The organism is Enterococcus malodoratus (assembly GCF_027659535.1).
Classification (GTDB): domain Bacteria; phylum Bacillota; class Bacilli; order Lactobacillales; family Enterococcaceae; genus Enterococcus_A; species Enterococcus_A malodoratus.
In genome coordinates, this window is the sequence record NZ_JAQDPG010000001.1 from 438,923 (window position 1) to 451,617 (window position 12,695).

Sequence of the window (12,695 nt, forward strand, 5' to 3'; positions counted from 1 at the left end):
TCTTGTACCCCCAGTTATTTATTTTCCATTATGAAGATTAACTTAATAACATCTATAAATAAAGCGTTTTCGGATTTTTGGGTACTAGTACCAGCTTTTAATGTAATCTTGGGATTTATTTCAGGTTCATCTTTACTCACATTTAAATGATTATCACACGAAAAACGCAGCGCTCCACCTTGTAAGCCACAGTAAATAAGCTAAGAAAAAGTAACTTTTTCTTAGCTTGCAGCTGGTCACAATTCAATTTGTCTTACACCAAATATTCACTTTTAAAAGCTATTAATTGTTTCAGGTAAAATTCTTTTTAAAAATTTTCGTGTCCGCTCTTCTTTTGGTTGGGTAAAAAAAGTGTTAGGCGTTCCTTGCTCTACAATTTGACCCTGATCCATAAAAATTACATGATTGGCGACATCTCGAGCAAAGCTCATTTCATGGGTCACTACTACCATGGTTACCCCTTCTTTTGCTAATTGCCGCATCACCTCCAGCACCTCTCCTATTAGTTCTGGATCTAACGCCGAAGTGGGTTCATCAATCAAAAGAACTTCCGGTTTGAGTGCGATCGCCCGCGCAATCCCTATACGCTGCTGCTGTCCGCCAGAAAGTTCATGTGGATAGTACTTTTCAAAAGCACTTAGCCCAACTTTTTCAATGGCGGCCTGAGCGATTCGCAACGCTTCCTGTTTAGGAATTTTGCGGGCGATGATCAATCCCTCCAAGACATTTTCCAAAGCGGTCTTATTCGCAAATAGATTGTAGTGTTGAAAAACAAATGCGGTTTTTTTGCGTATTTGCGTTATTTCTTTTTTCTTGATTTCGGCAAGATCATACTTCTGCTGGTTTATTTCCAGCGTGCCGGAGTCCGCTTTCTCAAGACCGTTCAAGCAGCGCAAGAAGGTTGTTTTTCCTGAACCGCTGGGACCTAAAATAACTACCACATCGCCTTGATTAACCGCCAAGCTAACGTTGTTGAGAATCTCCTGCTGATAAAATTGTTTGCAAATATTTTGGACTTTTAGCATGCTGTTGCTCCTTTCTAGCCGACTGATAATTTAACCGCTTGCTCAACAGATAAAATAGGCCTTGCAACCCGCCGCAAAGTAGCAAATAGACGACGAATATCACTAAGTAGGATTCAAAATACTGATAACCATGGGCGGCTTGCACTTTGGCGATGGCCGTAATATCTTTGATCGTCATGACGAAAACCAACGATGTTCCCTTTACTAAATTTATCGTTAGATTGGATAAATTCGGCAACGCCGCGACCAAAGCTTGCGGAAATATAATTCGCCGATATGTTTGATAGGTGGTCAACCCAACCGACTGCCCCGCCTCTAACTGCTGCTGGCTTACGGTCGAAAGTGCGGAACGAAACACCTCCGATAGACTGCCCGTTGTCAACAAGCCAAAAATGATGAAGGCATAGTACAAAGGAGACAAGTTGAAGATATTGATTGAACTATTTACGGCGGTTAGTAGTCGATTTAATAAACTGGGTAAGAGACTATAAAAAAACAAGATCAGCAGAATCGGCGGTGTCGCTCGAATAAAAGCCAGATAAATAACCGAAAAAGTCGTTACGCCTTTTACTTTGTGAATCCGGCCAAGTGCCAATAAAATTGCTGGGCCGATACTGAGCGCAATGGAGACGACAGCGATCAATAGTGTCACTGGAACTCCGCGTAGTGTTAAAAGGAACGTTTCAATAATATAAGTCCAATTCATTTAAGCCGTCTCCTTTCGTTGCGGAACTAAAATCAATTCCAGTCCCTGTGTCGTGATAGCTAATAACAATGCCATTCCCCAATAGATAAATGCAGCGGCGGAATAGACTTCCAATGAATGATTGCCAAAATTTTGACTGATCAATAAATTTGCTCCCCCAAGAATATCCACCAAGCCGATCGTATAAGCTAACGCAGCATCCTTCATCAAATTTAATAATGCGGTAGAGAAATTAGGTAAAGCGATTCGAAAAGCTTGAGGAAGAATAATCCTTCTAAATGTTTGATTTTGACTCAATCCAACACTTAAGCTTGCCTCCGTCTGCCCTTTTGGGACTGCCAAATAGGCTGAGATAAAAACTTTCGAGATCATAGCCGCAAACAACAGTGTCATCGCGATCACAGTGAATGTTGTCCGCGACCACTCCTCACTTCGGATACCCAACCACCAAAATAAAAATTTGGGCAATCCATAAAAAACAAGAAACAATAAAACGATTGGAGGTGTGCAGCGCAGAATAAAAATATATCCCTCAGCCCAACGGCGAATCATTCGTTGAGGCGCAAATGTTCCCCAAGAAACAAGAAATCCCAACAGTGTTCCAAAAAGAACCGTCAACCCCATGACTAGTAAAGTTTTGGGAATGTAGCCAGTTAATTGAGGGATCGTTTGCCAAACTTTTGACCAATCATAACGAACCATTTAGCTTCCTCCTATTCCTGAATAAACTTGAAAACATCCTCACCAAAGTATTTTTTGGACAGCTCGATCAAGGTTCCATCACTCTCTAATTCCTTAACAGCCTTGTCATAAGCAACAGAGAATTTTTCATTCTTATCATTGCGGTGCAATAGCGGGAAGGTTGGAATGCCCTTATAAGGAACGTAACTTAACTGATCTGCATATTGATGATAAGAGCCTTTCTCGTTTCTAACCGCCTCCTCAAAAGATAACTTAATGTCAAAATAGGCATCATAGCGTTTTTCTAAGACCCAAGCATACGCATCAGAGACATTGAAAGCCTCAGCTGCCTTTAACTGGATCGGGTGTTCGGTGTGTTCCTTGTTGTATTCTTCGATCACATTCCATTGTGCATTTTGCGGTGAAATAGGTACTAATTTCCCTCCAAACTTTGCGATATCATCAATGCTTTGATATTTTTGTTCGTCCGTCTTACGAACAGTAAACCCAATGATACTAGCTCCGATCTTTTCTTTAGGAATAATGAATTTTTCAGCACGCTCTTTTGTGTACCAGGCACCCTTGACGCCAAGATCGTATTTTCCTGATTCTAATCCAATCAACAGATCATCATCGCTGGTTCCGGTAAACTTCAGCTTATATTGGGGCAGCTTTTTATCGATCGCTTTAAGAACCTGTACCTCAAAACCGTCGGATTCACCCTTATCATTGATATAATCATATGGCACATAATTCTGAGTGTGGGCAACATTGATTGTTGTAATCTTTTCTTCCGCAATCGCCTTTTTATTACTGCTTCGAATTCCCAATGTCAACGCAATAATCGCAATTGCTGCAATACCTACTACCAATCCTTTTTTCATTATTCATCCTCCATTCTGCTATACAAAGTGCTTCGCTGCTTGTCGAACTAACTCAAGATTTCTTAATGGAATATCATTGGGAACTGTGCAATCTGCTCCAAGAATAATGCCGGTAGTTCCAGCTTCTTCTAATAACGCGTTAACAGCAGCTTGAATTTCCGTCGGTTTACCGCGATATAAGAGTCCCTGACTCGAATTTTCAAATCCGCCGATCACTGTTTTATTGAAAAACTTTTGTCCTTCAGCAAGTGAGACACCTTCTGGTCCAACCGCCCAATTCACTGCGGCGGCCGGATAATCTTGATACAAATGCAAATCATTTTTTGCTCCTTCATATCCGCAGATATGCAAGATATTTTGACCACTGGCCGCATTTGCGGCTTCTAAAACTTTTCGTTCACTCGGTTGAATAAAATCTTGATAAAGCTCTCTGCTTACCCGTTCATCCTGAACATTCTGCACACTCAAGTAGATACCGTCGATTGCCGTTTCTGTCAAAATCCTCGTTACTAAATTCACTAAATCATCCGCAATGATACCAAGAGCTTTTGCCACCAAGTCGGGGGCCTCAGCCAACAAATCAATAAATTGCTTTTCGCCTCCCGGAAGCTGCCATTTAAGATAAGTAGCTGGCGCAAAAATATTATAGAAAGCCGCAATCTCTTCAACAAATTGATTGGTCTGCTGATTTATTAAATCAACCTGTCCTTGATTCCATGAATGTTCTTTCCCAATTGATTGAAATTCCTTAAGGTCTGATACCTCTTCAACCTGTTGAATTGCTTTATTGGGATAATAGAAATACCCATCACTCATCAACTTCACAAAATCCGGCTGAAATTCCTCAATGAACTTTCGATGTCCAGCGATATTTTGTTGAATCGTTACTTCGTTCGGAGCCGCCTCCTCTGGCTTTTCCAAAAAGTGAAACCAAAACCCTACAGGTACACGCTCGACCTTTTCTTGATTTAACGCTCGCAACACTAACTCTTTTTTTGTCATAAAAACACTCCTTATCTCTTTTAGGTAAACAAAAAGGACCTGAAAAATTTTCAAGTCCTTTGGTCATCATTAAATTTCGCCATACGCTAATGCCGTCATTTAAAGGTATGCCAAAGAACATGATGGGCATAGACACATCATGTTTGGCATCATCATTTTGTTTGTTCGTCTTGTGTCCTTCATGATTGCTCGCTCCTTTCAGAATTGTTCTATCTCTAGTAAATCAACTATACCAGCTGCTAACTTGCTTGCCTAATTGAGATTTCTTATGACTATTCATTGCTTTTTATTATGATGCATCACTTCTCTTGCAATGTCTTCTTTAGTTCCGTTAGAAAATAAGTGCCAAGCTCAGTTGGTTTGCGCATCCGGTTGCTTATTACTACCAGAGAGTGCTGGTCCGCATCCTCCAACGGACGCAAAACGATCTGATCTTTGGTTAATCCTTTGATTATTCCAAGACCAGAGGCATAAGCATCTGAAGCGGCCAATAAATTCATTAAGGTGCCTCGATCATTTGTGTAGTAGTTCGAGCATTCCTTGGATATACCGATGGGGTCTTCGTTCAGATAGGCTGATCCGTGATCTTCTTGAATAAATCGAACCTGCGGATATGCCGACAGATCGTCTTTTGTTATTACCTCTTTAGCCGCAAGTGGATGATGAGCGCCCAAATATATATGCGTTGAAAAATTACCTAGAACCTCAAAGTTCAGACTTTCTTGATTGAAATAGCGTTCCAGCATTCGTTTACTTTGCTGATTAAGATAGATGATCCCCAATTCGCTTTCAAAATCGCGGATACTTTCAAGAATTCGTTTGGTGGTTGTTTCATTCAAATAGAAATTTTGGCAAACTGACTGAAATTTTTCTGCGACCTTCATAAACGGTTCATAGAGAAAATCATAATGCTGGGAACTCACCGTAAAACTCTGCTTAGTTCCCAACAAAAAATGCTTTTCCATTTCTTCAACCTGGGCTAAAATTCGTTTAGCGTAGGTCAAGAAATCACTGCCAGCTTCCGTCAGGCACGCACCTGATTTTGACCTATGAAACAATTGTACGTCCAACTCGTTTTCCAGCTCCTTGATGGAACTGGAAAGACTGGGTTGAGTCACAAATAATTCTTTCGCCGCCTGACTGAAGCTTCCAACCGTAGCGATCGTTTGGACATAGCGATATTGCTGTAAGTTCATGTTCACCTCTCCTGTCTCACGTTTTTACTCTTCAAAAGCGCCAAAGCCTTGAGCCAGATCACTCAGCAAATCTTGACTATCTTCTATACCAATCGAAAGACGTAATAAATTATCTGTTAGCCCATAGGATTCTCGCAGGTCTTTTGGAATATCAGCATGGGTTTGAGTAGTCGGATAAGTGATCAATGTCTCCACTCCGCCCAAACTTTCGGCGAACGTGATCAAATTCAAATTTGCTAAAAAGTGATTGATTTTACTCGCGTCTTTGACATAGAAGCTGATCATTCCGCCGATGCCGGGATACAATACTTTTTCGATCTGCGGAAAATCTTTTAAAGCTTTGGCGATTTCCTGCGCATTGCGTTCCTGTTGTTCAAAGCGGATTTTCAAGGTTTTTAAACTGCGAATGAATAACCAGCTGTCAAAACTTGATAACGTTGGTCCGGTCGTATTGCTCAACCAAGCCAATCTTTCTCCTACATCCGGCTCCTTCGCAACGACGACCCCCGCCAGCAAATCGTTGTGTCCGCTTAAAAACTTCGTACCAGAATGAACGACGATATCGGCACCTTCCTTTAGCGGCTGTTGTCTCAACGGAGTAGAAAATGTATTGTCTACGATCAGACAAGCTTGGTACTTATGAGCCAGTTTGGCCGTATCAGCGATCGAAACTTCTTGCATTAAAGGATTCGTCGGTGTTTCCAAAAATACGGCGTCGATTTTTTTAGTTAGTTGACTTTCTAAGCTGTCAAAATCATCGAAATAATGAAACACAGAAAAATTCTGTCGTTCCAGCTCTTTGAAATAGCGATAACTGCCGCCGTAAAGATCACGAGAAACTAAAAATTCGCTTTTCGCCGGAAACAAATTGAAAACTAATTGGATCGCACTCATACCGGAGCTTGTCACGATTCCCTGACTTCCTGCTTCTAACTTCGCCAAGGCCTCTTCCAAAATATCTCTGGTGGGATTTTTCGTACGAGTATAATCATAGCCGGTACTCTGTCCTAACCCCGGATGAGAAAAAGTCGTTGATAAATAAATCGGTGCGGATACCGCTCCCGTTGGATCGTCCTTATGATTGCCGATTTGTGCTAATTCTGTCGCTGTCTGATACCCCATATTGATTGCCTCCCCTAATTTTATGATCAAGTTTGATTAGATTTCTGATTGCTGTTTCTATGATTTCTGGACTTGTCGCCAAGTTAATACGAATAAAACCCTTAGTCTCAGGCGAAAACCATTCTCCATAATCGATCGCTAAGCCTGCTTCGTCCTGGATAAAGCGTTTCATGTCTAAACTAGGCAACCAAGCCCTCAAATCGAGCCAAGCCAAGTAGGTTCCTTGAAGTTCGCTGATTTTTATTTCAGGAATTTGCTTCGTCAATCGCTGCGTCAGCAATTGATAATTTCCCTCTATCACCGATAACAGATCAGCCAGCCATTCATCGCCTGTTCTATAAGCAGCCCGAGCGGCTGTTTGCCCAACCACGCTAATTCCTGTTTGTCGATAAAGCTCTTCCCATTTCTCATATCTCTTGCGCAAGTTTTGATCCGGCAGCCAAATATGAGCATTCAGCAAGGATGCTAAATTAAAAGTTTTTGATGGCGCATTGCAGACAATTAAATGATCCAAAAAATTTAGTTCCGTCGCGATCGTCAGTGCTGAAATAAAAGTATGCCCCGGTAAAATCAAATCAGAATGAATCTCATCAGAAATGACCAGTACATCATATTTTTGACACAGAGAAAGAATCGCCTTCAGCTCTGCTTCTGTCCAAACCCGTCCAACTGGATTATGGGGCGAACAAAGAATGAACAGCTTAATCTCATTTTCAATCAATTGCCGTTCAAAATGTTCAAGGTCCATCTGATAGCCAGCCTCTGTTTCAACCAGCTCTGAGGTAATCAATTGTCGTTGCTGATTGTTCACAACATCGAAAAAAGGATAATAGACTGGCGGCTGAATAATAATCTGATCCCCTACATTGGTGAAGCATGCGATCAAATCATGAATTCCTTGAACGACTCCCGTTGTAAAATGCAGCCACTCTGCTTGAAAGATCGTCTGTTCATGCCGACTCTGCCATTCCTGATATGTCGAGAAATAATCCGCTGGTGTTAGCGAATAACCGAACACACCATGAGTCATTCTCGCGATCAAATCGGCTTGAACCGAATCAGGCGCCGCAAAATCCATATCCGCTACCCAAAGCGGGGTTAAATCCGCATTGTCATAACGCTCCTGCAGCGCGTCCCATTTCAATGAATCGGTACCCTTTCTTTTTCGATAATACTTCTGAATAAATTTCGCGGCTTCCATGTGCTCACTCCTTTTCCTTAAAAACAAAAAACGCCCCTTTGTCATTCGACAAAGGGACGGATCAGACCGTGTTACCACCCAAATTCGTATTATATAAAATACCTCGACAGTTCCAAAAAGAAACTCGGTGGGGTAACGGTCACTGCCGTCTAACAAGCGTTAACCCGTTAGAAAACTCAGAGCTCATCTTCATTGAGTTTGCCTTATCCTCTTTCTCACCAGCCGAGGTCTCTGTATCAAGCAGCGTCAATTACTCTTCTCTTCAACGTTCTATTATTTAAATTAATCTAATTATAATCATTGTGCCATCTTTGTCAAATGAAACTTTAAATTAACCTGCCTTGATTTGGCCGTTCAATACGTTCTTTGTATTCTGGCAAATATGTTTGGCGACGTCGGCATTGTTCATCGTATAGAGATGAATCCCCGCCACATCCTGCGTGGACAGATCCACGATTTGATCGATCGCATAAGCCAAGCCCGCCTCTTTTAGCGCGATCGGATCGTGCTCATATTTTTCTAAAATAGCCAAAAATTTTCGTGGCAATTTTGTATTCGTAGTCTTGATCAGCCGCAACGCCTGATTGCGATTAACAATCGGCATGATCCCCGCTAAAATCGGGACTTTGATATCCGCTAGATAGCAGGATTCCTGAAATTGATAAAACAGTTCGTTATCAAAAAACAACTGAGTAATCAGCTGCTCACAACCGACAGAAACCTTATGTTTTAGATTTTTAATATCCTCCACGCGATTATGGGATTCGGGATGAGTTTCCGGATAACAAGCTCCGCTGATATGAAAATGCGGCGCCACCTTTTTCATATAATCGATTAAATCACTAGCATAGACAAAATCCTTTTTTGGCGGCAAATCGGGAAGAATATCTCCCCGCAAAGCCAATATCTGATTGATCCCGATCTGATCAAGCTGTGTTACAAGTTCGACCAACTGTGCTTGACTGAGATACGCGGCCGGCAAATGGGCGATTGTCGGAACATTTAGTTCTTTATGAATATAATCCGCAACTTTCAGCGTAGTCTCCTCAATCGTTTGACGGTTATTGCTGCAGGTGACACTAATAAAATCAGGCTGCAGCTGCTTTAGCTCCTTTAAAGTTTTGAAAAGTTTCTCGGCACCAATTTGCGTATTGGGCGGAAAAACTTCGAAGGAAATCGTACTAGACATAGGCTATAATTCCTCTCTGACTTGCTTTACCGCTTCCGTCATGTTGGTCAAACTAGCGGTCGTTTCCGGGATACCGCGTGTTTTCAAGCCGCAATCAGGGTTGATCCAGACTTTTTCCAGAGGAACTTTCGCCAGAATCTTATGGATCGTCTGTTTGATTTCATTTACTGCAGGCACTCGTGGAGAGTGGATATCATAAACACCTGGACCAACTGCTGTTCGGAAATGTTGCTGCTTCAGTTCGTCTAGTATTCCGAGATTCGAGCGGGAAGCTTCAAAAGAAATCACGTCCGCATCCATTTGATCGATCGCCGGAATAATATCGGTGAATTCGCTATAGCACATATGCGTATGGATTTGGGTCGCTGCCTGCACCTTGCTGTGAACCAATCGAAAGGCTGGAATCGACCAATCCAAATATTCAGAGTACCAATCGGTTTTTCTCAGCGGTAATTTTTCCCGCAATGCGGCTTCATCAATCTGGATGACTCGAATCCCATTTTTCTCCAAATCAAGGACTTCTTCTTGAATCGCCAAAGCGATTTGCAGCGTCGAATCCTTCAAGCTGATATCCTCCCGTGGGAATGACCAATTCAAAATAGTAACGGGGCCCGTCAGCATGCCCTTCACGATTTTGTCCGTTTGTTTTTGCGCGTAGGTCGACCATTTCACCGTGATAGGTTTTTCGCGAGCCACATCGCCCCAAATGATCGGTGGTTTTACGCCGCGGGTACCGTAAGATTGCACCCAGCCGTTCTTGCTGAATAGGTACCCCGACAGATTTTGTCCAAAGTATTCCACCATGTCATTCCGTTCAAATTCCCCGTGAACCAAAACATCTAACCCAATTTTTTCTTGCCATTCCAGCCAGTCATTGATTTGCTGAGCGATAAACTGATCGTAAGCTTCTTCGCTAATTTCCTGCCGCTTGTATTTTGCTCGTGTTAATTTGACTTCTCTTGTTTGCGGAAATGAACCGATCGTCGTAGTCGGTAATACCGGATAATCAAAAGCTGATTTCTGAATAGTTTCCCGCTGCTCGAAGGTTGGTTGCCGCGTGTAATCCTTCTCTGTTAGAGCGTTGATTTTTTCTTGTACGGCATGATTTTCTGTAAATCGACTTTCAGCAAACAATTTCTGATTCACCTGCAACACGTCTTTTGCTCCAGTTAGTATATCTGCTATATCTACAAGTTCTGCCAGCTTCTCTTTCGCGAAAGCGAAATGCTGATTGATTTCTGCTGAAAAAGTTTCATTCTCAGTCGTAAAAGGTACATGCAGCAGAGAGCATGAAGTAGTCAGTACCAGCTGCTTAGATTCGATTTTTTTAAGAGCCTCAATCGTCTGCTGGTAATTATTGCGCCAAATATTTTTTCCGTTCACGATGCCGGCGAATAATAGTTTGTCTTTTGGGAAACCTTGTTTCACTAATTCCAGCGTTTTGCGTCCTTCCACAAAATCCAAGCCGATCCCATCAAATGGCAGTGCGATAACTGTTTCGTAAGCATCACGAATATCACCAAAATACGTTTGCAGCAAAACTTTTATTTGAGGTTCCGTCAGTAATTTTTCATAAATGGCTTTAAACTCTGCCAGCTCTTCGGTTGTTACATCCTTCACTAGACTTGGTTCGTCTAATTGAATCCATTCAGCGCCTAAAGCGCCAAGTCTTTCAAAAATTTCTTTGTAAGCCGCAATCAGCTCATCAGTGATTCTCTGCTGATCCGTTCCCAGCTCAAACTCACTGAGCTGTAGCAGCGTATAAGGTCCGATAATTACTGGCCGTGTCTCAATCCCCAGGGCCTTGGCCTCATGATATTCCTTAAAAATTTTGTCGCCGCTGACAAAGACACGTGTCTCTTTCTCAATTTTTGGCACGATATAGTGATAATTCGTATTGAACCATTTTTTCATCGGCCTTGCCTTGACATCCCCCTTTTCTCCCTGATAGCCACGAGCCAAAGCGAAGTACTTCTCACTTTCGGCTAGGTTCAATGTCGTTACTTCTTGCGGAATGATATTTAATAAGCAAGCTGTATCCAAGGTTGTGTCATAAAAAGAAAAGTCGTTGCTGGGAATTCCGTCAATACCGCTTTGCTTGATCAACTCCCAATGCTTCTGTCGCAGTTCTCTCGCAAAATCCGTTAATTCATCAATCGTTAACTCATTTCTAAAATATTTTTCCGTAGCAAATTTTAATTCTCTATTTTCCCCAATTCTCGGGAAACCGATAATCGTTGTTTTCATATTTTTTCCTCCTCCAGTTGTGTTACGGAACACAATAGCACGCATTTTTTTGCTTGAATAACTGAAAAAAGTAATAACTAGTTATAGCCAATACCTATAACCTCCGTTATACTCTTAAAAAAAGCGAGGTGGAAATATGCGATTACAACAACTGATTTATTTTGAGAAAATTATTGAAAAAGGTTCGATCAACGAGGCCGCCAAAGCTTTATATCTAACCCAGCCAAGCTTGTCCAACGCACTAAAAGAACTGGAAAGTGAAATGAAGGTGCAGCTGCTGGTGCGAAATAAGCAGGGGATCATTCCCACTTCAGAGGGTCGTGAATTTCTGATCTATTGCCGCCAAATTTTGGATCAGGTCAATTTGTTGGAGGAAAAATTTAAGAATGAACCGCTCCGTAAACAAAATTTTTCGGTCTCTGCCCAACATTATGCTTTCGTGGTACACGCTTTTGTAGAGCTGCTGCGGACAGTAAATGCCGATGAATACAAATTCACCTTACGTGAAACAGAAACGGAAAATATTTTTGATGATCTGGCTAGCTTCAAAAGTGAGTTGGGAATTTTGTATTTGAATTCCTTCAATCAGCAAGTATTAACTAAATTGTTCAAAGAAAAGGGACTCGAATTCACCCCGCTTTTCGAAGCAAAGCCGCATGTTTTTGTTAGCCGCAGCAATCCGCTCGTTGCCAAAAAATCACTAAAATTGGCGGATCTTGAAGATTATCCCTATCTGTCTTATGAGCAAGGCGAAACCAACTCTTTTTATTTTTCCGAAGAAATTCTCAGTACTTGGGATCGAAAAAAGAACATCAAAGTCAGCGATCGCGCCACCATTTTTAACCTGATGGTTGGACTAAATGGCTACACGATCAGTTCCGGTATTATTAGTAGTGAGTTGAACGATGACAAAATCGTGGCCATTCCCCTAGAATATGACGATGTAATCACGCTCGGTTGGATCAAACAGCAGCAACTGGAACTTTCTCCGGTAGCTCAAAAATATTTGGAGCTGCTCAAGGAACACATTCGCGGATATGGCTTTGACATAATTGTTTAGACTCATCAAACAGTTATTTTAATACACAAACGATTGTCCGTTAAATAAAAATCGTTTTAAAATAAATTTAGTTTTATCCTTTAGACTAAAATCGTTTATCATGCCTATTTTTCCTCTTTTATCACCATTACCAATTTATTGTTAACACAATATCCTACATTCCCTATCAACCACAAAAAAATCCATCTATCGAAATCATCGTTATTTAAACCTTGTTTTCCCACGCGTTCAATGTCCAAACAAACTGCTAGTATATAAAATTAATTCCTTCTAAACAACGATCTTTTCCTACTATATAATCGTATTTTCCCAACACAAATCTTCCACTTTTCATAACTCTTCATATAAATAATATTTATCATTACCCAATGTTTTGACTATG

General features: G+C 41.4%; 11 protein-coding genes and 1 other annotated feature. Of the genes, 1 reads left to right on the forward strand and 10 read right to left on the reverse strand.

The genetic code is table 11. The features are described from left to right. Positions 1–272 precede the first annotated feature (272 nt). The 10 genes from PGP85_RS02170 to metE all read right to left on the reverse strand — a co-directional run bounded on the left by PGP85_RS02170 (position 273) and on the right by metE (position 11,253). Positions 273–1,025: an amino acid ABC transporter ATP-binding protein gene (locus tag PGP85_RS02170; RefSeq protein WP_270325801.1), complete on the reverse strand. Its 753-nt coding sequence runs from the start codon at positions 1,023–1,025 to the stop codon at positions 273–275. Then, the gene (locus PGP85_RS02175) at positions 964–1,731 is read right to left on the reverse strand and encodes an amino acid ABC transporter permease (protein WP_270325803.1); all 768 of its coding nucleotides are present in this window, start codon (positions 1,729–1,731) and stop codon (positions 964–966) included. Before PGP85_RS02175 ends, PGP85_RS02170 begins: the two co-directional genes overlap by 62 nt. Further along, on the reverse strand, positions 1,732–2,433 hold the full coding sequence (locus tag PGP85_RS02180) for an amino acid ABC transporter permease (protein ID WP_270325805.1): 702 nt from the start codon (positions 2,431–2,433) through the stop codon (positions 1,732–1,734). 11 nt (positions 2,434–2,444) lie between these two features. Further along, positions 2,445–3,296 (reverse strand): transporter substrate-binding domain-containing protein, encoded by an 852-nt coding sequence (locus tag PGP85_RS02185; protein ID WP_270325807.1) that lies wholly within the window; start codon positions 3,294–3,296, stop codon positions 2,445–2,447. A gap of 18 nt (positions 3,297–3,314) precedes the next feature. Beyond that, positions 3,315–4,298, reverse strand: coding sequence for a uroporphyrinogen decarboxylase family protein (locus tag PGP85_RS02190; RefSeq protein WP_270325809.1), 984 nt, complete (start codon positions 4,296–4,298; stop codon positions 3,315–3,317). Positions 4,299–4,597: 299 nt separating this feature from the next. Beyond that, on the reverse strand, positions 4,598–5,494 hold the full coding sequence (locus PGP85_RS02195; RefSeq protein ID WP_270325810.1) for a LysR family transcriptional regulator: 897 nt from the start codon (positions 5,492–5,494) through the stop codon (positions 4,598–4,600). Positions 5,495–5,518: 24 nt separating this feature from the next. Then, entirely contained in the window at positions 5,519–6,616 is a 1,098-nt protein-coding gene (locus PGP85_RS02200) for a PLP-dependent transferase (RefSeq protein ID WP_270325812.1), read from the reverse strand. Then, positions 6,570–7,817, reverse strand: a complete 1,248-nt coding sequence (locus tag PGP85_RS02205) for a MalY/PatB family protein (RefSeq protein ID WP_270325814.1) — start codon at positions 7,815–7,817, stop codon at positions 6,570–6,572. Before PGP85_RS02205 ends, PGP85_RS02200 begins: the two co-directional genes overlap by 47 nt. A gap of 49 nt (positions 7,818–7,866) precedes the next feature. Further along, positions 7,867–8,092 (reverse strand) — a binding site (T-box leader). Positions 8,093–8,148: 56 nt separating this feature from the next. Then, positions 8,149–9,006 carry a methylenetetrahydrofolate reductase [NAD(P)H] gene (gene metF / locus PGP85_RS02210; RefSeq protein WP_270325816.1) on the reverse strand — a complete coding sequence of 286 codons (858 nt, stop codon included), beginning with the start codon at positions 9,004–9,006 and terminating at the stop codon, positions 8,149–8,151. 3 nt (positions 9,007–9,009) lie between these two features. Next, a complete protein-coding gene (metE, locus tag PGP85_RS02215) occupies positions 9,010–11,253 on the reverse strand; it encodes a 5-methyltetrahydropteroyltriglutamate--homocysteine S-methyltransferase (RefSeq protein ID WP_270325819.1) in 2,244 nt (747 codons plus the stop codon). A 136-nt stretch (positions 11,254–11,389) separates the two neighbouring features. On the opposite strand from metE, the gene PGP85_RS02220 reads away from it, so the two are divergent. Continuing rightward, positions 11,390–12,313 (forward strand): LysR family transcriptional regulator, encoded by a 924-nt coding sequence (locus PGP85_RS02220; protein ID WP_090403886.1) that lies wholly within the window; start codon positions 11,390–11,392, stop codon positions 12,311–12,313. Positions 12,314–12,695: the final 382 nt, after the last annotated feature.

Coding starts and splice junctions, on each gene's coding strand:
- PGP85_RS02220 (WP_090403886.1), top strand. CDS start 11,390: ATGCGATTACAACAACTGATTTATTTTGAGAAAATTATTGAAAAAGGT.
- PGP85_RS02180 (WP_270325805.1), bottom strand. CDS start 2,433: ATGGTTCGTTATGATTGGTCAAAAGTTTGGCAAACGATCCCTCAATTA.
- PGP85_RS02200 (WP_270325812.1), bottom strand. CDS start 6,616: ATGGGGTATCAGACAGCGACAGAATTAGCACAAATCGGCAATCATAAG.
- PGP85_RS02195 (WP_270325810.1), bottom strand. CDS start 5,494: ATGAACTTACAGCAATATCGCTATGTCCAAACGATCGCTACGGTTGGA.
- PGP85_RS02190 (WP_270325809.1), bottom strand. CDS start 4,298: ATGACAAAAAAAGAGTTAGTGTTGCGAGCGTTAAATCAAGAAAAGGTC.
- PGP85_RS02170 (WP_270325801.1), bottom strand. CDS start 1,025: ATGCTAAAAGTCCAAAATATTTGCAAACAATTTTATCAGCAGGAGATT.
- PGP85_RS02205 (WP_270325814.1), bottom strand. CDS start 7,817: ATGGAAGCCGCGAAATTTATTCAGAAGTATTATCGAAAAAGAAAGGGT.
- PGP85_RS02185 (WP_270325807.1), bottom strand. CDS start 3,296: ATGAAAAAAGGATTGGTAGTAGGTATTGCAGCAATTGCGATTATTGCG.
- metF (WP_270325816.1), bottom strand. CDS start 9,006: ATGTCTAGTACGATTTCCTTCGAAGTTTTTCCGCCCAATACGCAAATT.
- metE (WP_270325819.1), bottom strand. CDS start 11,253: ATGAAAACAACGATTATCGGTTTCCCGAGAATTGGGGAAAATAGAGAA.
- PGP85_RS02175 (WP_270325803.1), bottom strand. CDS start 1,731: ATGAATTGGACTTATATTATTGAAACGTTCCTTTTAACACTACGCGGA.